Source organism: Bradyrhizobium sp. UFLA05-109 (assembly GCF_054185165.1).
The window spans coordinates 1-23815 of the sequence record NZ_JBBIAR010000105.1 but is presented as its reverse complement, the minus strand read 5'-3'; the positions used below and the strand labels follow the sequence as shown (position 1 = coordinate 23815).

The window sequence follows — 23815 nt, the reverse complement described above, 5'->3', positions numbered from 1 at the left end:
CATGGAGCGGGGACATACGCCATGGCAGGTCGAGCCTTCGATCCACGCTTTATGTTTACCTGGCCACAGTCTCAGATTTCGGCCATGGGCGCCGAGCAAGCGGCTGGCGTGCTAACCCATGTCAAAGCAAGGCAGTTGGCCCGTGACGGCGGGCGTCTGTCCGACCAAGAATTAGCAGCCATTCGAGAGCCGATCTTGGAAGAGTATCGGGAGCGATCGAGTGCCTATTATGCAACATCCGAGCTTTGGGATGACGGCATTCTGGATCCCATAGACACCAGAAACGCACTCTCAATCGCCTTGAGTGCTTCGCTTAATTCTCCAATCGAAGTACCACACTATGGCATCTTCAGAATGTAGATGAATGTAGGCCGCGGCTCGCGCACAACGACCTTGACAAGGCTTCGGTTACCCCTCGTCGCGCCGACGCACGCTTCACGAATAGAAGGGCTCTAACTCACTTGGACGGGGCCTTTCCCTCTGACGCGCTAATCATCTCCTTGGGAATGAACTTGTCTTCATCGACAACAATGACTCTTAAACTCAAACACGCCGAAAGCCTGATAAATGCAATGCCCGAAATGTCATGCCAGAGATCAAACCGCATACCATGATCCATGGAGCGGCCGCCCTGTGATCGATTGCAAGGCATGTGGCGACTATGTTGAGGACACATTCGCCGAGCGTCAGAGAGCATGCTCCATAATCACCGGCGTCGTGGCATCTAGCCAGATCGACAACCACAACGGCGGCGCGCAGCGTATGGCAAGTGAGATCCTGGAAGCGCTCGAGAGTGCCGGTCTGGCGATCCGTCTCACCTGACTTGTAGGAACCGATCCGTGGACATCCGCCCTTCCCAGTACCTTCGCCGCGGCCTGACACCGTTGATGTTGATGACCGTCGCTCGCGTGGCGATCATAAATTGGCGCATCGGGATCTTCGAAAAGGGAGGCATTGGGACAAGCGCACTTTTGTTGCTGCGATCGCAATCGTACTTTCCGTTGCGCTTTGTCTAATGCTGCCGCTCGTCACAGGTTCGGATGACAATCTAAGTTTCAGACACCCACTCGGAGATGGAGACGCAAACATGAACTAAGATGTCATCCCTTCCAAAGCGACGATGGACCGCCGCATGCGCGACCAGCAGCGGCTGTCAATATCTCACAAATCGAAACGAACTCCACATTGGGCCATGATTGCGTCGAACGCAGGACCGCAGCCACGCAGACGACGCGCTTCGCGGTCGCGTGGATTGAATGAGACACTTGAGAGGACTTCTATGGTAAAGCCAGTTGTTATTGTGGTCGGTGCGGACAAGGGAGGGGTCGGCAAAACGACCGTATCTCGGACGCTTCTGGATTATTTTAGCGCGAATAACGTGCAGACACGCGCATTTGACACCGAGTCGCCCCGCGGGACGCTCAAGCGCTTTCACCCCGCGATCACCGAAATCGTGGATATGACCAAGACCGCGGACCAGATGAAGATCTTCGATACGCTGAACTCCGGTCTGTCCGTCAGCGTGATCGACGTGCGCGCTGGACTGATGTCTCCAGCGCTAGCGTCCCTGCGCGATATAGGCTTTTTGGACGCCGCGCGATCGGGCCAGATCACCTTTGCCGTATTCCACGTATTGGGATCGTCTATCGCCTCGCTGGACGAGATCGCCGAAACGAGCAGTTTCATGGGCGGTGCAAAATACTACCTGGTCAAGAACTTCATCAACGATACGCAATTCTTTCAATGGGACCAGTCAACGTACAATTCCTATTTCCACCGCATCAAAGACGCCACTGACTTGACGATTCCGAAGCTTAACGAGATGGCCTATGAACAGGTCGAAGTCGCTTCCGTCCCGTTCGTCAATTTTGTCGCGAACAAGGGACCGCACGACGACCTCGCGGACTATTCTTTCGTGCTGCGCGGTTACGTCCGGCACTGGCTTGCCAATGTCTGGAGCGAATATGACCGCATCAACTTGACAGACCTCGCCGGCGCCAAGTCGGTGACCCGCGCGGGCGAGAGGTAGTCGATCGAGGACTCATGCAGCGCTGGATCGCAATTTTGGTAACCCCGGTCTACATCATCTGCTCTGCCAGCCCACAGGTCGGCAAGACGCTGATCGCGCGGCTGTTGAGCGAGTTCTTGCTGCTGAAAAACGGTACAGTGCTGTCCTTCGACCTCAACTTGAAGGAGCCGTCGCTGCTCGACTACCTCCCCACTATCACTGAGACAGCGGATGTCATGGATACCTATGGCAAGATGCAGCTCGTTGATCGACTGGTCCTCAATGATAGCGTGGCCAAGGTGATTGATCTCGGCTTCCACGCCTTTGACGAGTTTTTCAAAATGTGCGGCGAGATCGATTTCTTGAGCGAGGCCATACTGCACAACGTCGTGCCAATCATACTGTTCATGCCTGACATCGACCGCGTCTCAGCGCGCGCCCATGAGATGCTACGGCGGCATGTTCCGCCGCAGATACTGATAACCGTGCATAACGAATTCGTTGTCCGCGGCGAGCTATTCGAGACCATGAAGCGGGGCCGCGTGCTCCGCTTCGCGGCGCTGCCGATATTTCTGAATGCCTTTATCTGCCGGCTGGGCTTATCTTTCACCGGCTATCTACGCCACGAAAGGGATTCCTCGAGCGAGCTGCATCAGTGGATTCGGCGGAACTACACCAGCTTCCGTGATCTCGAGTTGAGTTTGATACCGCAGTGTTCGTTTTGACCCGTGCCGCGCGACTGACACGAAAATGCGAGCCGATCGACTCCAACGACGATGCCGAACGCGTCTGGTGCGGGGCCCGCACCTGCCACGGCCTCCGCCATACGGAGCCTTGACGCCAAACTCCCGGCAATTTCGCTGTGCAGCCAGTGTTGAAGGACACTGACGTTTTGCCCGTTTGGCTACATCGGCTTCCGAAGCCTAATACACAATCACAACCGTCAAATAGACGCTGACAAACGCTGGTTCGAAGAACTCAGCTGAGAGCCCTGTAACAACCCAAAGAGAGGATCAAGAAGGTGGATCTCTGCACACTGATTGAGCGCAACGCAGCGTTCGCTCCTAATAGGCCCGCGATCCACTTCGAAGGCGAGACCTTAAGTTACGCCGATCTCAGTGGACGTATCGACCGTGCAGCACGTGCCATGAAATTTGCGCTCGGCGTCAAAAGAAGCGATCGCGTTGCTCTCCTCAGCCTCAACCGCCCTGATTACCTCGTTCTCCTCTACGCTTGTGCGCGACTGGGGGCGATATTGGTGCCCTTGAATTGGCGGCTGGCGGTCACCGAGCAGCTTTTTATCTTGTCCGATGTGGGGGCCAAGCTTCTGGTCGTCGAGCAGGCTTTTGAAGCACTTCTGCCGATTTTAACAGAGACACTGCCCGAGGTCACGACTGTGGGCTTCGACTTTGCTTCTTCCGGAGCGCACCCCTGGGAAGGCCTGTTGGATCAGATACATCGAGACAGCTACAACCCCTCCGCGGATTTGGCCGATCCGCTTCTGATCGTCTACACTTCAGGCACCACAGGCCGACCAAAGGGAGCAGTGCTGAGCCAGGAAGCCCTGTTGTGGAACGGGGTGATGAGCCAGCATATGCACGCCCTCACATCCGACGATCATGTGCTGACGGTATTGCCGCTTTTTCACGTCGGCGGGCTCAACATTCAGACGACGCCGGCATTGCATCTTGGCGCGACCGTCACCATCCATTCACGGTTTACGTCTGACGCCACCTTTGCGGCACTCAAGCATGATCGGCCGACTTTGACCGTACTGGTGCCTGCGATCATTCAAGCCTTGACTGGCGACCTTAGGTGGTCGACGGCCGATCTGTCGTCGCTGAAAGCTGTCTCGGTGGGCTCAACGACCGTGCCGCAGCATCTGGTTGATCGCTTGGTTGCGCGGCGCGTGCCCGTGCTCCAGGTTTACGGCTCCACAGAAACGAGCCCCATTGCGGTCTATACGAGGCTCGGCGGTGACCTTTCGCGGCAGGGGTCGACCGGCCTACCCGGACTATGCTGCGAAGCGATCGTCATGGACGATGCCGGTAAGGAGTTGCCCGCGGGGACGCCGGGTGAGATCGCAGTGCGCGGCCCCAATGTTTTGCACGAGTATTGGGGCAATCAACCAGCCACGCGCGAGGCGATGCATGACGGCTGGTATCGTACTGGCGACATCGCCCGTCGCGACAGCGACGGTTATTTTTGGGTTCATGACCGCAAGAAGAACGTGATTATTTCCGGTGGGGAAAACATCTATCCGGCGGAGGTCGAGCGCGTGCTCTTAGAGCACGCTGATGTTGCGGAGTGCGCGGTCATCGGCCGGGCGGATCCACAATGGCACGAGGTACCGGTCGCCTATGTGATCAGGCGCCCCGGAGCTTTGGCGAACGCGCAGGCTCTCATAGCGCATGTGCAATTGCATCTTGCACGCTTCAAAGTGCCACGCGAAGTCATTTTCACGGAAGAATTGCCGCGAACTCCATTGGGCAAGATTCAGCATAATGTACTCAGAAAACTCGATTCACGATCAGGCGAGCGGGACTTCAGCAATTGACGATCGGAACCGGGGTTCCTTGCAATGGATCCGGGACCACCGCAGCCAGCCCATCCAAGATGGAGCGCTTGATAAGAAATTTCGGACCGATTCTTAGCAGGACCTTGAACTGCGGATCGTCTTGCACCGTCTACACCGTAGGTTCTGACTCATTGTCGGCCTACTGCTCGCCATCCTTCCGGCGTTCAAGGCACATCGTGCGGGAGCTATCCATCCGGCGCAGCTCGTGTCCCCCTCAACTGAAGCAGTTTCGACGAGTAACGGCCAGCGAATTGAAGCGAACAATCGGTGGAGGAAGAGACACCTCCTTAGGTCTGCATTGCCGTCTTTTCGACGCACTCATCGTTGCTAAACGACGATCCTCATTTGGAGCAAGAATGCAAACATCCCGCCGGTTTCTTCCATCCACCGCAAGGCTTGCAGCTTTTGACGCCACGGCCAGAACAGGCAGCGTGACCCTAGCAGCTCGCGAGCTAAGCCTCACCCGAAGCGCGGTCAGCCGGCACATCAAAAGCTTGGAGGAGCAGCTCGAGATCGAACTTTTTGCGCGTGAGGGCCACATGATCCGCCTGACCGCTGCCGGCGAGGCCTATGCGCGCGATGTTCGCGAAGCGCTGCAGAAGATCGGCACCGCCTCCTTCAACGTTCGCTTCAAGGGCGATACGCTCGACCGCGACGATCTTGCTAAGATTCAGCACGTGCAGGCCGGCGCCGTGACCTCTTAAATTCCTGGCGCAGAAATTCAGACGTGACGATCACTTTTACGACGCGCCTTCGCACGAACGTCCGGTTTCCGCGATGGAGGAGATCAGCGAGAGACGCTTTCGGGTCAACCTCGCCGAGACATACCGGCATGAATGGCGCCGCTATGACAGGCAGACCGTTCGGCGGCAGCGAACCGCCCGGCCTTCCTTTTGAGCGAAATAATGTCATCGCTTTTGGTAGGCTCGATCTCAAGGCCGTACTCTTTCAACACGTGACCGATCTGGCGCAGCGAACGCGAGCAGGCGAGCCGCCCTCGTCAGGTTGGGGTTGCCGATCTGCGCGCATCCTATCGTGTCCAGACTTTTGGCCGTAGTCGGTCCGGCCGGCAAATCCACCGACATTGTAAGAACTGTTGCGCAAAACTCGTACCCGGCATCGGCCGTAGTATGAAAACCTGCCGTTAGCTTGGCCTGATATTGTGTTGGAATAGGACGGGCGCCGCCAATCATTGTCGTTTAAATTTCTGGTGTTGAAACGCCCCGCGCCGCACATTGCCCTTTGGGAACATTGCCAACCGGTTTTCACCACGCCCGAACAACTCCTCGAAAAAACCCGTCCATCGCGTCCCATGCTTCCCGAGGATGCCGTCTGTTTGAATTCCCCATTTCTGGGATGCCACAAAGTTCAAGAATTACGCCACAGTGGACGGGCAATCACACTACGAGCGGGGCCTTGAGCACAGACCTAAGGCCGGCTGGACTTCCCTCGGGGTTTCCTCGTGTCCGCAAACGAGACAGCATTGAGCCCGCGGACAGGATCGACTTCATCTTTTGACAACACCGTTCCCGTCGATTTTTTCTGACGAAAGTTGACGCACTTGCGACGGATGTCAGGTGTTGCCGATTTATGGCTTCAGCGACCGCGCAAAGGGGCCACACTTGCCCCCTATGTGGGCGGCCGAATCTGCTCGCCGATTTCGAGAGCAGGATCCACTCAGATTGCGGGAGCATCCATGCCCAGCCAGAACGTCATTTGTTTCGATACGGCTCACAAGATTCGGCGCTCGAAGAAACTATGGCTTGAGCGATTCTCAGGTGGGCATCGGCGATCAATCGTCCATGCGGCCAGGATGGATCCATTTGGACTGTCAGACCTTTTCACAGAGGAACTCGAGTCGTTTTGCTCGGCTTCCGCAATCTTGAGCGGACCTGTGAGCTGAAGTCACGACACCCACTCGGCCCGCAAGCGCCCTCGGACGCAGCAGTGGATATGTCAGTGGCTCGCGCTGCTGGGTCCTGCGCCAAATGGCAGCGGACGCTTGGGATATCCAACTACCGCCTTGGGACTTGCCGCCGCGCCTTAGAAAGACGCCAGCCCCAGGCCCCACGCTCCTATTTGAACTGAAAGATTCACGTGAGTCAGACTATACCGCCGAACTGGAGGACCACTATCCGGCACTGCTTGTCGGACCGCCAGCTCTTTTTCGTTTCCACCCGCGTTTGCGCAAGGGAGTTGCGAACACTATGTGGCAGTTACTCGAGGCCTAAAGACCGCATCTGCCTCGCCCAATGGCAGCGCTGGCTGCTTCTCGAACCTGTTTCCGAAGCCCTGACCCTGGTTTTTGGCGGACTGATCCTGTTGTTGGCGTTTGCGGTCCCCACGATTCGCGCTCCCCTGCAAGAGGATCCGCTAAAGGCTTCCAACGTCGCGGCCTGTCTATTTGATCGGTACTGCAATCCGATTGGCGGCAGGCAGATCGATCATCGGCTTGTCCCTCTTGAGGATTTTCCTGATGCGGTGATCAAGGTTACGCTCGCAACCGAGGACCGCCACTTTTACGACCATCTCGACCTCGATTTGCCAGGTGCTCTCCATACTCTCTTGACAAGAATGCAGAACGATCGCGTTCACCAGGATGGCTCTTCTATCACCCGGCAACTCGCCCGGACCCTGCTTTCGAACACCGGGCCCGGCGTCGGACAAAAGATCAAAGAAGTATTCCTTGCGGTCTGGCTCGAATGGCACCTGACCAAAGATGAAATCCTGGGACTTTATTTGAACTACGTCGATATGGGCGGCGACGCCCTCGGCGTCGATGGTGCCGCGCGTTTTTACTTCAATAAGCCGGTCCGCGACCTCAATCTCGCGGAAGCTGCCATGCTGGTCGGCCTGATCAAGGTACCGACAACTTATGTCCCTCACCTCGACTTGGCCACCGCGCAGGCTCGCGCCAACGTCGTCCTGGACAACCTGGTCGAAGCTGGATTCATGACTGAGGACCAAGTGCTCAGAGCACGGTCCGATGCGGCCAGACTAGTGGTGCGAGGCAAGACGACGTCGCCGAACTAGCCCTGCAACTGCCTCCACCATGTGAACGCTCCCCGAAAACAGGCCGAAACTCCAAGGCGCCTTGCGACTTTGTGGGCAACATATCACGGCCGGACCGGAATGCATTCTTCTGGCCATTTCAACCGGGAAAAGAACGATGTCGTATTCATCCGTCCCGCACGGACTATCGATAAAATCACGCATCGGTACGATTTTGCGTGCCACGAGCGGAAATTTTCTCGAGCAGTTCGACTTCTTCCTGTTCGGTTTCTATGCTGACGCTATCGCGAAGGCATTCTTTCCATCGGATGATGAAACCGCTTCGCTGCTTAACACATTTGGTGTGTTCTGGCTGGGCGCTCTCATGCGCCCGATCGGCGCTATCGTGCTCGGCGCTTATATCGATCGGATCGGCCGTCGCAGGGGTCTAATCCTTACGCTCTCGATCATGGCAACCGGCACGGTGGTCATCGCATTCTGTCCGACGAATGCGACTATCGGTATTGCCGCTCCCGCGATCGTGCTGCTTGGGCGCCTGCTACAGGGCTTTTCCGCTGGCGTAGAAGTCGGTGGCGTTTCGGTCTATTTATCGGAGATTTCGACGCCCCGAAACCGCGGTTTCTACACCTCGCTCCAATCGGCGAGCCAGCAGGTCGCGATCTTCGTCGCAGCGATCCTCGGCTACATTCTTAGCGAGATGATGCCGCCTGATACCGTTCTCGCCTGGGGTTGGCGCATTCCGTTCTTTGCGGGCTGCTCCATCATTCCGCTGATCTTCCTCCTGCGCCGCACTCTCGAAGAAACGCCGGACTTTCTGGCCTTGAAGAGCCGTCCTACCGCTCTGAGGTCTTTGCCTCGACTGTCACAAATGCGCGCATCGTCGTCCTTGGCATGATGATTGCGATCCTCGCCACCACAACTTTCTACTTCATTAGCGTCTACACACCAACATTCGGCAAAACCGTACTTAAGCTATCTTCACACGAATCACTGTCGGTCACCCTCCTCGTCGCGGTGACTAATTTTATTTGGAATCCGATTGGCGACGCTGTCTCCGACCGGACGGGTCGCAAACCGGTTCTCCTAACCATGGCCATCTTGGCGTTGGTGACCACTTACCCAGCCTTAGATTGGCTCGTGAACGAGCCCTCTTTCGCCAAGCTCCTCGCCGTCGAAATGATATTCTCATTCTACTTCGGCATCTATAGCGGTGCGATGCTGGGATGCCTGGTGGAGATCGTGCCGCTGCGCGTGCGCGCCACTTGCTTCTCGTTGGCCTTTTCACTAGCGGCCGCGCTGTTTGGTACATTTACGCCGTTCGCCTCGACTTGGCTGATAGATCAAACGAATGATCCAGCTTCACCCGGCTTCTGGCTTATGTTAGCGGCCATACTCGGCATCATGGGGACACTCACCGTCTACCCGCCGCCCCTCAAGCCGTCCAGAGTGACAAAGCCGTCGCAGCCTGAGCGCGTCAACCGTGAGCTGGATCTCGAACTGACCAGACAATAATCGAGACGGCTAATAGGTGACTTACTTCAGCCTGCCCATCATAGTCGCCCCAGAGATCGTCGGGCCCCCGAGGCGTGGCCTATGCACGTAGGCGAGAAACAGCACTTGGCCCAGCAGCTGTGACGCATCAATGGGGTCCTAGCCCGCACGGAGCTAACGGATCCGACCTGCGGATCGACGATAGATTTTATCTATCACGTGAGGCGCCAATCCCGGCAAAGTTTACTAGAATACCGAGCTTGGATACTGAAGGAGATTTGCACAGCAGCGGTCATCATCGCTTCAACAATCACCCGTATAGGCATGGGTTCACGAGCTGAATGACTGAGTACTCAGCGCCGCTTTCAACCTACCTTCTCGGTCCAGCGGCGAGTCGTCGCTGAAAAAGGATATCTTGTTGGAGTTTCTATCCATGGATTACACTTCACCCAAGCAGGAGCACACATTCGACACTCTGGTAAGCGTGGCGTTTGAGAAGTCATGGCGCTTCGTAGAGAAAGATCCATTCCTGACTCACAATGCTGAGACGTTGCTGCGGGCTAGGCTACGAGCCCACCTGGAACATTCATTGAGAACAGGAGAAAAAAATGTACTTCATTTGGCCAACAACGCCATTTGTAATCTACGTACCGAACTAGGACGGCGGCCGGGATTATAGTGCCGCTCTAGTTGGTGGTGCGGCTCTCCAGGGCACTGATCAGGCGCCTTGCATTTGGTGCCACCCACCCTCATTCTTCGGCCTCCCCCTGAACCACGCGGCGAGCATAGAGGGCCAGAGGTGCCACATCCTGTATCGTCTCATCCGCTACAGGACTAACGACGAGCAATTTTCAGCTACAAAGCTTCAACGGTCTCTCTGCCTAATTAAGCACTCGAGAGGAGGCTCTTCGTCAAGCTCCCGGCGGCGCCCGGCAAAGAAGATTCATATCGCAACCGACCGCCGAGATAGCACAAGATCCACCAAGCACAAATAAAGCGTGTGTGGCCATTTTGACCGTTCGACTTCCCCGCATTTGGCAGGTCAGTCTAACTTCCTTGCCGTTGCCCGAATCATCTCAAGGAGCCAGATCAAGGCCGTATCGTTCGATCTGTACCTGTGCCACTGCACGGATAGTTTCATGGGCGGGAGCTTCAACGGAAGTTCAACGATCTTGATCGGTAGCCGGCCAGTTGCCTCCTTTGCGAGGCGCCTATGCGTCGTCGCGATGCGATTGGTGCCAGCGACCAGCCCGGGCAGCCCGTTGAAGCTCTCGGTGGTCACGTCTATTCGGCGCTCTACGCCGCGCTGCGTTATAAGGTGCGTTTCGGGTGACTGACGGTTTTCGGCGGCTCGCATTACAACGTGGGGCGCCCTGGAGAATTCTTTTCTCGAAAGTTTGCGGCTTGCGTAACGCCCCCTGCTCCATGCGATAGCGCAGTAATCGTCATGCAAAATTACCTCCGAGGGGTGGCGGTTCGAGCAGAACTCCTTCGGAATGATGAGTAGATCGGCCGTTCCCTGTTCGAGCAGCCGTTCCAGCCCGGCAACCTGGCTTACAAAATTGAACTTCACATCTGGTGCAATTCGCTCGCAATGACAAAGCAGCGCCGGTGCGATTATCGCGAGCGTGTACTCACAAACCAGGATGGTGAAGCAGCGCTCCGACTTCGAAGGGTCAAACTGCGAGGATGCGGCGACTGTCCCTTCTATCCGAACCAGCAGATCTCTCACCGAGACCTTGAGCGATTCGGCTCGCGGTGTGAGTTCCATGTTGCGGCCCACTTTGGCTAGAAGTTCGTCTTCAAAATAATCGCGCAGACGCTGGAGCGCGCTGCTCATTGCGGATTGCGTCATGTTCATTCGTGCCGCTGCGGCGCTTACGTTGCGTAAGTTAAGCAAGTGATCGAGCGCGACGAGAAGATTGAGGTCAAGCCTGTTATTGAAACGCATCCAGTCCTTCCTACTGATCTATCTAGCTCTATCAACGTCATATCCTTCCACAATGGATTTCCAAGATGCGTGACGAGTCGCTCGACAGTGCCGGAGGAGAACGCGTGGACTTTCGAATGGTCAAATCGTTTCTGCATGCCGCAAGAAAACGCGTTAAGGATTCTCGCCGAGCGTGAGAATGGTTATGAACGCTCGAACCACACCGACGACGTCGAGTCATGACATTGCAAAATGGACTGAAGCCAGAACAATGAAAATCGTCGGATTGGACAGCCTCATCTTCGGCGCCGACGACGTCGCTAGATCAGCCCGGTCTCTCACAGATCACGGACTGACGCCGGGGCAAGGCACAGAGATCGGCGATCGCTTCGAGGCCATTGACGGCACGTCGGTGGTGATCGCTCACGAGAGCGATCCGCTGCTGCCGGCGCCGCCGAGCGCAGGTTGCCGACTTCGGAAGACGGTAGTGGGCGCGGCTAAGATGGCAACGCCGGACACACGTTGCCATCGGTGTCCGATCTCCGATGCTGTTTCTTCTTGGACGCGCAGGCCTCCCGTCACTTCACACTCGCGTGTCCTAACAGCATGGACCAGATCCAGCAACCGTTCACAGGCGCTTGATTTCGATGCCATATTTCCTGAGCGCATAGCCGATTTGGCGCGGCGTTAGTGCAAGAAGGCGCGCGGCCTTTGCCTGAACCCAGCCAGCTTTTTCCATTGCGGCAATGAGGCGATCACGATCCGTCAGCTTCGCACCACTCACGATCGCACCATCGGCCGGCGCGGCCTCGAGAGGTGGAGTTAGGACGGCAATCGACGCAGCTGGTTCAGGAGCTGGCAAAACTGGTTTCGCCGATAGCTCACTAATTACAGCGGCCCGCGGCTTCGTTTGATCCAATCCGCTCTTCCACAACAGGGCAGACAGACATTGACCGTGACAGCAAGCAAAATCGCGCCTGACGATGAACGGCCCTGGCGCCAATGTAGCGGTCCGCTGCACGCAGTTTTCAAGTTCACGCACATTGCCCGGAAAGCCACAATTCATCAGCACATCCATAGCACTCGGATCGAAAGTTAACGTACGACTGTTTTCGCTGTTGAAATTTTTGAGAAACTCAGTTGCAAGCAGCGGAATGTCGCTACGTCTTTCACGCAGCGGGGGCAGCAGCAATGGAACAACGCTAATACGATAATAGAGATCGGCGCGAAACTCGTTCTTTGCCACCGCCCCTTCCAGGTCCTTGTTGGTTGCAGCAATCACGCGGACATCAACTTTCATCGTGTGACCGCTACCGACCCGCTCGAACTCTTGTTCCTGCAGGACCCGCAACAGCTTTGCCTGAAATGAGCCCGAGATCTCGCCGATTTCGTCCAGAAACAGCGTACCCTTGTCGGCAAGCTCGAAACGCCCTTTGCGTGAATTAAGGGCACCTGTAAACGCCCCCTTTTCATGACCGAACAATTCCGATTCCAGCACCGTCTCAGGCAGTGCGGCGCAGTTCATCTTAATGAACGGCCGCTTAGAACGCGGAGATAACTCATGAATGGCTTTTGCTACCAGCTCCTTGCCGGTGCCCGATTCACCCCGCAACAGAACTGTGGCATTCGACTTGGCTACCACCGCAATCTTGTCGAGCAGTCCGCGTAGCGCCGGGCTGGTACCGATAATACCATCAATGTGAACCCTTTTACGCTCTCGCGCGGGTTGCTTAAATTCGAGTAGCTCCTTCTGCCACCGATAGCTCTCCGCCATGAGGCGCTTGCGGTCGCGCACGACCAATCGATGGAGCTTGACCGCCTGTCCGATCAGGTTGGCAATCATGGTGAGTAGCCGGACATCGGAATCGAGCGGGAACATCGAGTCGATGTCGGGCACACGCTCGATCGACAGGGTACCGACTACTTTTCCGTCGACGCTGATGGGAACTCCGATGAAGGATAACCGTATGTGATCGCTGGCCCCGAGCACGTCCATGTCAGCAGCGCTAAACGCCGGATGCGTGGCAACATCTTCAGCCACGAAAGGCATGCCCGTCGCCACAATCTCCTCAATCGCCTTTTGGGGCAGGCGCATCCGGTAGCGTTCATCGCTTCCTTCGGTCCAACCGGCACCGACCGCAATCTCCGCCACGTCGTCATCTGCCAGAAGAGAGACGACGCCGTGCCGCATCTGCAGTGAGGATTGCAGCAACTCGAGGACGCTTGCCAGCGCGACTTCGAGCCGCGAAGGGCTGGCAAGCATGTTCGATATTTCGAAAACTCCTCTGAGGGCGATTTCGTTCAAGGGCACGACCACGGGATGGTTCGCCTCGCCTTCCGAGCCAGGCCATTCGCACTCGGCAGCAATATGCACTGTGACAACGTCGACGTCGCCCTTCCTCTCCTTGCTCGCACTTAGTTCGCACTTCGAAACATCGTCTTGCATCACACTCAATCTCGTGCCCACTCGGATGTCGCCAGGAGATAACATCTTTTCATGGCACGACGGTAAACAAGACGACTTTATTCGGTACACGCTGCTTCACAAAATCGCGCACAAGCCTCTATTGGAATAATCTGGTTCAGACCCAACAAGAAGGAGCAACAATTTTTCGTACTTATGCCAGATCATCAAACGTCCTACTGTCGTGGATCGCGATCACTCGTGATTTCGCTTCCTCTATTCGAGCATAAGATGAGCTTTTCGCATTCCCATCACTGCTTCCTGGAATGGATATGCCTACCTAGGGTCTCCATGCAGGCCGCACGTGAGCTAAAGAGCCGCACGCCGCCGATGTCAGCAGCGCGCAATCCCGCACCTTGGGTGGGCCGGCCGCGCTGTTGCGTAATGCCACAAACCGCTTGCGCCGAAACTCTTTGAGTTCGGTCATGCGGCGCGGCGGCTTCCGGCGATCGCCAGCTCGGCCTCGACATCGCGGTCGGTTACCGCCCTTTGCCAATATAGATCATCATCGACGGCTTGCCGCACGCAAGACATGGTGTGCCAGCGCAAAACTCGATTCCATGGCGGTCGAGCCGAAGTCGCAACTCCAACCGGCACCAGCATGTTCGTCTTACTGCTGCCTGCAGGTCACACCAACAGGAAGCGTATGGACGTCGATCTCCGACATGCGACACTAGAGCGCATGGTTGTCTGATATGACGGCGCGAAACACATCTTTCTTCCCTTCCGCTTGCCTCACTCGCTTGCGCTTTGTTCAGTGCAGGATTTGGACCAGTGCAACACGAAGAACGTCGATACGATTGCGACCCAGTGTCGCGTTCGCAAAACAGCCTTGCGGATTAAATACACTAAACGCGTGTGCTCTCCGACAGCCACACAGGCGACAGATCCTTATCGTGCTTTCGAGCTGCCCAAATTGTCCCCGGCGGACGCGCGCTCCAGTCAGATTCGTCGCATTTCTAACCCAAGCGCAACTAGGCAACAGTGCCAAGTTTGTTGGAAAGCGAACAGTTTGTCGTTTGTTGAACGACCTGCGTCACAGCCGCTGGTGCGCCTTTTTGTTCAATCACCGTTCGACCCGCGGGAAATGAAGTCGCGCAGCTTCGTCAGGTCCCGGGAGCCAAGCCTCGGTCGGTAGCCTTTCATTTCTCGATCGAATTGGGATCGCCCGCGACGAACTGAGCGAGACCGTAGACAACTAGCACGACAGCTCGTTGCGCGGGCACACGTATCAGAACTCACTGTCGTGCCACGCCCGCTAATCGAACGTTACCAGCCCCGTACGTCAGGTTCGTTGGCTCGGTGGTCCACAATCGGCATAGTTCGGCGGTGCGCTCACCGGCGCAATGTGGTAAATTAGAGCGAGACCTCGACTTCCACGGCTCTCCAGTCGGCAAGCGGCTTCGGCGACATAGGTCGTGAACGCGTCAGTTGGCACTCTGATGCAGCAGATCTGTTGCGGAAATAATTCCATCGTCGAGGCGGGTTCCCCCATACCTCGGCAATGCCCGCCTGCGCAACAACACGACAAGTACGAGTCGCCGCACGATCGGCGAGAGTGTGAGCGTGCAGCTTATAAGATCGGGTGATGCTCGGGCGACTCATCGATCAAGATCAGACGACTCGGATCATTCAAATCGAACTCAATAATGCGCGGCGCGACAAGGCGCGCATAGCGTGTAAAGGCGCTGGTCGGCGGAAAACGAATCACCGTATCGCATCGACCGAGGAGGTACATCTCGATGAGAGCAGAGAACCCTCCCTCCGCTCCCAGTTCTGCGCTGTGTAATGGCCCTGCTTGAACCGCCTGGAAGCGCTTTGAGGTCGTAAAGAGATCCGGAAACATGGACGACACCCGATCCAGAACTTTCGGGCTGTCCGTGCATAAAAACACTCTCACGGGCTTTTGGTAGGACGCTGCCTTGGCCTTTTCGATGGCAGTGCATACCTGCTGCAATGCACGCTCCGGATCGGCCCAATATGGCGCGTGTCCCATGATATCTTCGCCATTGCCGTGTCGAACATGAACTCCTATTACACTGCGACCCTCGAAGTGCTCTTGATAGATCGCGTCAATCCGAGCTTGCACTTCAGACCGCAGTTTGACGGCCCGAAATATTTGTCGCTCGGCATCCTGATCACAACCCCACATCAAACAAGCATCACACACCACTGTATTCGCGTGAGTATCATCCTGGGCCTCGAAGAGCTGCCTCAGCTCATCGCGCTCGCGGAAAATCTGCTCGTCTGGTCGACAAACGCAGTCGATGGATGGCCGATTCCACCAAGTTGGAAAAAACGGTCCCGGCAATGAGAGTTGATTGATCCGATCATCGCAAATTACGGGTACACCGGCGATGTCCTGAATTGGTTCGAAGAACACCCCAAACGCGTTCGTGAAGGGTTCATCGAGATAACAAGAACCGCGCCAATCGATAACCAGCGTACGCCCCGTCCGCTTGGCATATTGCCAAGCCGACGCGAGCGACCACAGGCAATCACCGAAACCAGTACGTCGCCGAGAAACAACGAACCTTTCTTTCATGGACCACCATCAACTCGCATTTCAGTTTCCTCGTCACGATACCGGACGCATCACAAGGTAGGTAACTCTGCGTAAGATCTCTCCAGAGTCGTCACGGTTGTATTCATCGATCGACGTTCACGCTGGCTCTGCCATACGATCGCAGTCGGTCTGCACCCGAGTAGCGTGTGAGGAAGGATGCAGGCGAACACGCCGCTGCTCCCATAGGCTCCGTAGTTCTTTGACGAGAACTTCCCGCTCGGCCTGATTCAATGTCATCGAATTGAAGAGGTCGCGGAGGACGGCTTCGCCTTTGATCCGCATCAGCAGATCGAACACGCTATCTGAAATGCGCACACCACCGCCGCCGGAGAAGGTCGTGCGGATCTCGCATACCGTCTCCTGACGATCTCGTGCTGTGTGTGCGCGGACGCGATACAGGGAGGCATAGGGCGGTAGTGACACCGCGAGCGAGGTCCAATCATCCAGCGTTGCCGCGCGCTTTTTGACAAGGAACGGGCCGACTACCAGGGCGTCGAGTTCGGTCGTCAGAAATGTTGCAACGGCGTCTGCAACAGAGTCCACGATTGGCTCGGCATTGTTGTTAAAAGAGGTGTTGAGCAGAACCGGAACGCCCGTCCGCTTCTTGAACTCATCGATAAGGCGCCAGTAGGTTGGATTCGACTTGCGCGATACTGTTTGCAGCCGTGCGGTTCCGTCAACATGCGTAATGGCGCCCAGTAAGCCGCGCTTGGTATCAAGTACGCCAACAACGAAGTTCATGAAGGGAAATTCTCCCGTTCCGGCTGGGAGATCGAAATAATCGCGCGCATCCTCCTCCAATACGGAAGGTGCGAACGGTCGATAGCCCTCGCGCTTTTTGACCATCGCGTTTATGCGATCCTTGTTAGCCGCGGGTCGGGGATCGGCGAGAATACTGCGGTTACCCAGCGCACGCGGTCCGAACTCCGACCGACCCTGCACCCACCCGATGACTGCGCCATTTGCCATCCAATCGGCCGCTCTACCCGCCACGTCATCACTGCGTTCGACGTCGAGATGCCCAGCCCATGCCGCCAATTCCTGCTCCACGGCACGATCGGTCCCAAGATCCGGGCCCCAATAGACCTCCTGCAGCCGCTCGCGCGGCGCGGGCCGTCCAACCTCATCAGATGCCATCAATGCAGCGCCTAGAGCGCAGCCGGCGTCATGCGCCGCGGGTTGCACGAAGATCTCCTCGAAAAGTCCCGAGTACAGCAGCTTACCGTTGACGGTGCAGTTGTGGGCCACACCACCAGCCAAGCACAGCCGCTTCATGCCGGTGGCTTCGCGGTAGTGCCTAACTATGTGAAACACGATTCGTTCGAGCGCTTCCTGCAATGAAGCGCTGACATCTCGATGTTGCTGGGTGAATGGCATTCCTTTTCGTCGGACCTGAATATTGCGGACCAACGCCGGTCCGATGCGATCCAAGTAGAGCCGATAGCTCCCGTTCTCAGAGAGCTCGTAGAACCGCTCAAACAGCTTGCGATAGGGCGCCGGATCGCCATAAGGAGCAAGGCCCATGACCTTGTACTCATCGAACAAGCTGTAACCCAGATACCGGATCGTCTCGAGATAAAATAGGCCCAGAGAGTTGCTCTCCGGGAAGCTCTCGAGTTGATTGACTTCGGTTCCAGAGCCGATGCCCACGAGACCGGAGAGAAACTCACCACCGCCATCGATTGCGAGGACCAGACTCTGCTCAAATCCGGACATTGCAAATGCACTTACCGCATGCGCCTGGTGGTGACTTACGAATGAGACGCGCGATGGATCAACTTCGGTGTTGAACTCCTGAGCCAGCATCGTCCGCAGCAGGAGCCTGGCATCCATCGGAATAGCGTCGGATGGATGCGAGACAAACAGGCGTTCGAGCATTGCATTGCAATACGCTTCGGTCGCATAGAACGCGATGCGATCGACGTCGCTCAGTCGAACACCGGCAGCATCGAGACAGTATTGGATCGCGTTGCTTGGAAATTTATTGGAATGCTTGACCCGATTGAGGCGCTCTTCTTCAACGGCCGCTATCACACGACCGTCACGCACGAGCACAGCAGCGCCGTCGTGAAGAAATGTGCTTGGAAGCTCGGGTCGGAATTCATAAACCTTGTCTAATCCGCCGCTCACTCCGAGACACAGCATTTTACTCTCCATTTATTGAAAGAGGGCTCTATTGGGACCATCCGGCTCACGGCTGCTCGCTGCGGCATCGTGTTTTCCTACCGCGGCCGCTCAGCGCATGAGACGTCGGAGAAGCAGCGCAACCGACAACAAGAATGGCACGACCGCATAAATGCAGAGTGCGCCAATATGTATACCGATGCCGCCGACTGGCCGCCCAAGCATCGCCGGGCGAATGAGCTCAATCGAATGCCTCAGCGGCAACAGGCCTGCTACGAACTGGAAGGCCACGGGCAACTGATCGATCGGAAACACTGCGCCGCAGAGGAACACCATGGGTGTAAGGACGAGTGTTTGGTAAAATACGAAGTAGTCGTAGCTGGGCGCTAGGGATACAATGACCATCGCCAAGCTCGCGAACACGAACCCAGTAAGAGCGATTGCGGGTAGCGCATACAGCATGGATGGCCACGCCGCGTAACCCAGTGCCGCGGCAACGATTGTGATGCCTGCGCCGGCCAGAACGGCCTTGCTGGCTGCCCATGCCACTTCTCCGAGCAGGATGTCGCCAAGGGTAAGCTGTGTGCACAGCATTGCCTCCCAGGTCCGTTGCGTGTGCATGCGGGCGAACGTTGCGTAAATCGTCTCGAAGCTCGCGGAAGTCATCGCGCTGGTCGCGACCATCCCGCCTACCAGAAAATCGATATATGAAGTTCCGTTTACACGACCGACGATGAGTCCGAGGCCAAAGCCAAGACCCAGTAGATTGGTCATCGGATCGGCGAGATTGCCGAGAAGCGACGCAAGCGCGACCTTCCTCCATGCCAGATAGTTGCGTCGCCATACCGCAATCCAGTTAAACGCGTTGGCGGGCATGGCCGCGCCATAAGTCGTTTTCATCATATCTCTATCTCGCGTCCGGTCAGCCGCAAGAACACATCCTCGAGATTCGGCGGACGCTCCAGAAGGCGCAAACCCACAGCCCCTCGCAACTGCTTCCGCACCTGTTCTAGATCCGGTGCATAGCAAAAAATTGTCTCGCCGCTTTGTTCAATGCGTTGCGCGTAAGGCCTGATCAGCTCAATAGATTCCTGCGGATTGCCGCCATAGATCTCCATGACATCGCAGCCGATCTGTTCGATGATTAGCGCCTGAGGCTCGCCTTCGGCGATCTTGCGTCCTTCCTCAAGCACGCAAAGCCTATCGCATAACCGCTCGGCCTCTTCCATAAAATGGGTCGTCAGCAGGATCGTCTTGCCGCGCGCAAGTAGCGCACGCAGGCGCTCCCAGATCAGATGGCGCGCGTGCGGATCAAGACCGGTCGTTGGTTCGTCCATAACGAGCAGATGCGGGTCGTTGATCAACGCACGTGCCAGCACCAGTCGGCGCTTCATGCCGCCGGACAACTCAGCAACGCGCGCGTCCGCTTTGCTCTCGAGACGAGCAAATTCGAGCAGTGATGGAATGACCGCATCGATTTCACGTGCGGTCATGCCAAAATAGCGCCCGAACACCAGCAAGTTCTCGCGTACGGTGAACTCGTTCTCGAGGTTGTCGAATTGCGGGACCACGCCTATGCCTGCACGTGCCAAACGAGCGTGTGCCGGTACTTGCTTGCCGAGCACCGTAATCTGGCCAGAGTCCGGCGGCACCATGCCGAGTATCATACGCACAATGGTGCTTTTGCCCGCACCATTCGGTCCGAGCAGTCCGAAGCACTCTCCCGCTGCAACGGTGAATGCCAGCCCGTTGACAACGCCTTTGCCGCGATATGATTTGTTCACAGCGGCAAAATCGATCGCTACTCTCGACATGCGTTCATCTCAGCCTGTCAGAGCCAGCTCGGATGACGGCACCTTGACTTCAAGCATTTTTGTCCAGAGCAGGCCGTCGCACCAGATGTGTTCGATGCGACCCCATTTGCAGGCTGCTGCGACATCGGGGAAGAAGCCTCGTCCATGGTGATTGGCGCTGGTGTTGCAGAGCAGCGGAATGCCCGTGAGTTTCTCATATTCAATGAGCAGTTCAGCAACCTTATGCTGGGATGTTCTGTCGATCGTTTGCAATCGTGCAGATCCGTCAAGGTGCACAACGGCCGGAATTCTGTCTCGCCACTCTGGCCGCATCTGATGATCGAAGAGCAGGTAAGGGTCCGGCGATCCAGGATCGAAAATGTCCGGCGCTCGGTCCTCCAGGCATATCGGCGCAACCGGGCGGAAGTGTTCGCGAAATTTGATGTCGTTGAGATAGTCCTTCATTCCTGGCGATGTCGCGGCGGCAAGAATGCTTCTGCCACCCAGGGCGCGTGGGCCGAGTTCGGCGCGACCGTTAAGGAAGATCACGGGCTTTTCAGTTGCGAGAAGCGCGGCAAGCTCGCTTATACTGCAGGGCGCGGCGTCCCATTCCACTGATGCATCGCTGCTTGCAAGGGCCGGGCCACTATAGACCGACCACTCCAGGGGCACGAAACCTTTGTCCGCCACCATTGCCGAGCAAGCGGCTCCGATCGCTGAACCACTGTCATTCGGAAAAGGGGGCACCCAAACAGCATCGAACAGGCCGGTCGCACGTAACGCACTGTTCCACTTGATGTTGAGACCACAACCACCGGCTATGCATAGATTGCGCGGCCCCGGAAAGTACGAATGCCGAAGCAAAGCAAGGCCCATCTCCCGCACGAGCAGACGCTCAAGGAAAACATGAAACGATGCAAGTACATCTTCGGGTCGCTTGGCGTCTAATCGAAGTGCGCATTCTTCGAAGAATTCGTGCGTCGCCGCAAGCGACGCCTCGGCATCATTTATGTTCGCGCGGTAACGCCGAGCAGCCTCCGTGTCCGCCGCAAAGCGCTTCTCGTAGACATCATTGAACACCGTCCCGATGTCTTCATCAGGCGCGCCCAGACCGATATAGGCCATCAGCTTGCCCGCAACCCCAAGGTCCCAGTAGGTCCGGTTCGGCTGCCGATAGGGCCCGAAGTGATGGCCCGCGACAGCATAGGCATGGCCTATCATCGGGAACAGGCATTCGAGGAAGCGGCCGCCGCTCGGCTCTACATAATAGAGTCGTGGAAAGATGCAGCCGTCCCATACGAGGCAGAAAGCCGGTTCTCCCGCTTTCGCAAACGGGCTCGTGCAGTATGCGGAGGCAATATGCCCCGTGACGTGGGCATAGCTCTTATAGGAGACACTCTTGCCGTCGAGCACAAGCCCATCCCCCTCGTGTGAAGATAAGAGCCCCTCGGGACGTTCAACGTATGGTGCTCCCTTTAGAGTGAGACGTTCCGCCCCACTTAAGACCTGGAATTGCGATTCGATTTCGCCGTTCCAGCCGTCGATGACGAACTGATCAATATCGCGGGGATGAAGGCCGTGCTCCGCCAATGTGAGAACAATTGTGTCAAGATTCTCGATGGTTGAGTACCGCCGATTGTTGTCGCGTTTCTCTTGCTCGATGCAGAAGACCAAACGCCCATCCTCCACAAGAGCGACGGACCCGTCATGCGTCAGCTTGATGCCACAAATGCGCATGGTGCCTCAATGCTATGGTCGGTCATTGAATGGAACGGAAGACCGGATCGAATTCCGAAAGCAAGCGAGCAAGCAGTCTTCGTTGGCCGACTCACCTTGGCAATGCACCCGCTCGACCTCGACCAATGTTTCGCTCAACATTGCGATGATCGTCTCCGCACCAGCGGCATGTCCCCAGCCCCGGCAGGTGGCATCACGCGCTGATCCGAAAACCAGATGACCATCCGGCGCAAGCATTCGTACCAATTTGCCGATGGCCGTACGCATCTCTGCGACGTCGCGGAGGTAGTAGAGCACTTCCGCCACCACGATCAAGTCGAACTGTTCCGTTCTTGAGAACTGTTGAATGTCGGAGACTATCCATGTGATGTGCGACCATCGCTTCGTCCGTTGGCTCGCCCGACCAATCGCTCGCGGCACGACGTCGACGACTGTAAGTCGTTCGCAGTGAGGCGCCAGCTTTTCCGTGAATGCGCCGGCTGCGCACCCGACCTCGAGCGCACTCGTGATAAAGCCGTTGGAAAGCGAAAGCCTGAGCATTTGCGTGTGACGCTCTCGCTCGAACGGATTGCCGTCCAGCCGCCACGGATCATCGGCAGCCAATTCTCGGTCTAACGATTGGTAGCTGTCATCCAGGTTCATGAACTATCCCCTTCTCAGTCCGCATCGCTCGCCGCTGCAAGCGCAGTCGTGTCACCGCCAGACGGACGGAGCGAACCACGAATCGGCACTGCGGATCCCGAAGGCCGGCTGATGTCTGGCTGAGGCTCCTGGCTCTGCTTGAGCGCCTGGTTTCCGCCCGGAGCTTTGGCTGACTTGCGTGAGAGCCAATCGCTATTGCTTAGCGTACACAACGCATAGGCCTTTACCGGAAGTAGCAGAAAGATATTGATGGGCGTATGCAGAGAAAAGGCAAAGAATCGCAATTGACGAGCGCGCAAGGCAGCTACGCCGCATCTCACCATGGTCATTGATGCGATTATCAGAGCTGTCCACCATGGCACAGTGGCCGTAAGTGCGAGCTGCGCGATGCCCGTTATCACCGAAAGCGCCAGAAGAAGCGGACCGACGTTTTGCCCGATAACGTCTAATGTCAGGTATCGATCGAGACCGGGCAACAGGCGCAACGCAAGTAAGGTATCTCGGAAAGTGCTGCGGGCCCAGCGCAGCTGTTGGCGCAGATACGGTCCTAACCTATCTGGAACGACTGTTGCAGCGTAGGCGTCCGGAACGTACTCAGTTCGAAATCCTGCCTTCAGCATCAGAATCGTGAGATGGCGATCTTCACCAAAATCGCTCGGCTTTCCTCGAAAGAATTGCGCCTCGTACTGATCCAGCAGCAAATCAAGGGCTGATCGTCGGTACATGGCACATGGACCGCAGCAACACATGACCGCGCCGAAACGCGCCTGAGCTGCGCGCTCTTCGTTGCACGCCAACCAGTACTCCATGTCGATCAAGCCGGCTAACCAAGAGTCGCTGCGGTTGCTCGCCGTCAACTGCCCCATAGCGGCACCGATAGCAGTATCTTGCATTCTCAGTGCAAGCTTCCTGACTACATCGCTCGCGAGTATCGTGTCCGAATCGACGTTGAGGACCAGATCTCCGGATGAACGGCGGATCGCGGCAATCTGGGCCTTCCGTTTTCCAACGTTCTTCCGCAGGAGAATAAAGTTGAATCTTGGGTCGTAGACATAGGCATGGTGGACGGGCGCCACATCCTCGCGATTTCCAGAACCGTCATCGACCACATAGACGCGTAGCTGCCCGACGTAGTCTTGGCTTGCGATGGATTCCAGGCACGCTGACAGCGTGCGCGGGTCCTCGTTGAAGCAGGGTACGATTACATCGACGCTCGGCAAGGACTCAGGGGCGACCACATCGGATGACGCCGACGAGACTGGTGTCGGCGAGGCATGGAACGCCTGCACGGTCTTGTAGACCGCGGAGAGCAACGCATAAGACGAGACGACAACAGTACTAGTTGTAGCAAGCAGGTTCATGGGGCGCCGGTTTGTTCAGTGAAGTTGGGAAAGCGGACAGATCGCGAACCCGCGATCACGCAGGGCTGGAATAAGTTGGGAGAGCGCCTTCAGCGTCTGGTTGCGCAGA

15 protein-coding genes and 2 pseudogenes are annotated in these 23815 nt (G+C 56.7%); 8 read left to right on the top strand and 9 right to left on the bottom strand.

All coding sequences use genetic code 11. From position 1 onward, the window contains the following. The 8 genes and pseudogenes from Q3C01_RS42225 to tcuC form a co-directional block, all read left to right on the top strand. Nucleotides 1-360, top strand: a 360-nt coding sequence (locus Q3C01_RS42225) for a carboxyl transferase domain-containing protein (RefSeq protein ID WP_458151241.1), incomplete at its 5' end; no start/stop codon positions are given. 273 nt (nt 361-633) lie between these two features. Continuing rightward, a complete protein-coding gene (locus Q3C01_RS42220) occupies nt 634-822 on the top strand; it encodes a hypothetical protein (RefSeq protein WP_458151240.1) in 189 nt (62 codons plus the stop codon). A gap of 457 nt (nt 823-1279) precedes the next feature. Then, nucleotides 1280-2029, top strand: a complete 750-nt coding sequence (locus tag Q3C01_RS42215; RefSeq protein WP_458151244.1) for a P-loop NTPase family protein — start codon at nt 1280-1282, stop codon at nt 2027-2029. 32 nt (nt 2030-2061) lie between these two features. Then, nucleotides 2062-2733 (top strand): hypothetical protein, encoded by a 672-nt coding sequence (locus tag Q3C01_RS42210; protein ID WP_458151243.1) that lies wholly within the window; start codon nt 2062-2064, stop codon nt 2731-2733. Between the two features lie 296 nt (nt 2734-3029). Continuing rightward, nucleotides 3030-4565, top strand: a complete 1536-nt coding sequence (locus Q3C01_RS42205; protein WP_458151239.1) for a class I adenylate-forming enzyme family protein — start codon at nt 3030-3032, stop codon at nt 4563-4565. Nucleotides 4566-4942: 377 nt separating this feature from the next. Further along, a pseudogene (locus Q3C01_RS42200) lies at nt 4943-5215 on the top strand (LysR family transcriptional regulator); the annotation flags it as partial. Nucleotides 5216-6731: 1516 nt separating this feature from the next. Further along, nucleotides 6732-7619, top strand: coding sequence for a transglycosylase domain-containing protein (locus tag Q3C01_RS42195; protein WP_458151238.1), 888 nt, complete (start codon nt 6732-6734; stop codon nt 7617-7619). A gap of 136 nt (nt 7620-7755) precedes the next feature. After that, nucleotides 7756-9110: pseudogene (tcuC, locus tag Q3C01_RS42190) on the top strand (tricarballylate/proton symporter TcuC). A gap of 1021 nt (nt 9111-10131) precedes the next feature. Here the strand turns inward: tcuC and Q3C01_RS42185 are convergent. The 9 genes from Q3C01_RS42185 to nodC form a co-directional block, all read right to left on the bottom strand. Next, on the bottom strand, nt 10132-11040 hold the full coding sequence (locus Q3C01_RS42185; RefSeq protein ID WP_458151237.1) for a LysR family transcriptional regulator: 909 nt from the start codon (nt 11038-11040) through the stop codon (nt 10132-10134). Nucleotides 11041-11647: 607 nt separating this feature from the next. Beyond that, nucleotides 11648-13465 (bottom strand): nif-specific transcriptional activator NifA, encoded by a 1818-nt coding sequence (nifA, locus tag Q3C01_RS42180; protein ID WP_458151236.1) that lies wholly within the window; start codon nt 13463-13465, stop codon nt 11648-11650. A 1591-nt stretch (nt 13466-15056) separates the two neighbouring features. Further along, nucleotides 15057-16028: a nodulation protein NodZ gene (locus Q3C01_RS42175; RefSeq protein WP_458151235.1), complete on the bottom strand. Its 972-nt coding sequence runs from the start codon at nt 16026-16028 to the stop codon at nt 15057-15059. A 117-nt stretch (nt 16029-16145) separates the two neighbouring features. Next, nucleotides 16146-18194 carry a carbamoyltransferase family protein gene (locus tag Q3C01_RS42170; protein ID WP_458151234.1) on the bottom strand — a complete coding sequence of 683 codons (2049 nt, stop codon included), beginning with the start codon at nt 18192-18194 and terminating at the stop codon, nt 16146-16148. A gap of 90 nt (nt 18195-18284) precedes the next feature. Continuing rightward, a complete protein-coding gene (locus Q3C01_RS42165) occupies nt 18285-19073 on the bottom strand; it encodes an ABC transporter permease (protein ID WP_458151242.1) in 789 nt (262 codons plus the stop codon). Next, nucleotides 19073-19987, bottom strand: coding sequence for a nodulation factor ABC transporter ATP-binding protein NodI (gene nodI, locus Q3C01_RS42160; protein WP_458151233.1), 915 nt, complete (start codon nt 19985-19987; stop codon nt 19073-19075). The genes Q3C01_RS42165 and nodI overlap by 1 nt, the downstream gene beginning before the upstream one ends. Nucleotides 19988-19996: 9 nt before the next feature. After that, nucleotides 19997-21703 carry a nodulation protein NodU gene (gene nodU / locus Q3C01_RS42155; protein WP_458151232.1) on the bottom strand — a complete coding sequence of 569 codons (1707 nt, stop codon included), beginning with the start codon at nt 21701-21703 and terminating at the stop codon, nt 19997-19999. Between the two features lie 12 nt (nt 21704-21715). Next, nucleotides 21716-22345: a nodulation methyltransferase NodS gene (gene nodS / locus Q3C01_RS42150; protein ID WP_458151231.1), complete on the bottom strand. Its 630-nt coding sequence runs from the start codon at nt 22343-22345 to the stop codon at nt 21716-21718. Nucleotides 22346-22359: 14 nt separating this feature from the next. Beyond that, nucleotides 22360-23706 (bottom strand): chitooligosaccharide synthase NodC, encoded by a 1347-nt coding sequence (nodC, locus tag Q3C01_RS42145; RefSeq protein ID WP_458151230.1) that lies wholly within the window; start codon nt 23704-23706, stop codon nt 22360-22362. Nucleotides 23707-23815 lie beyond the last annotated feature (109 nt).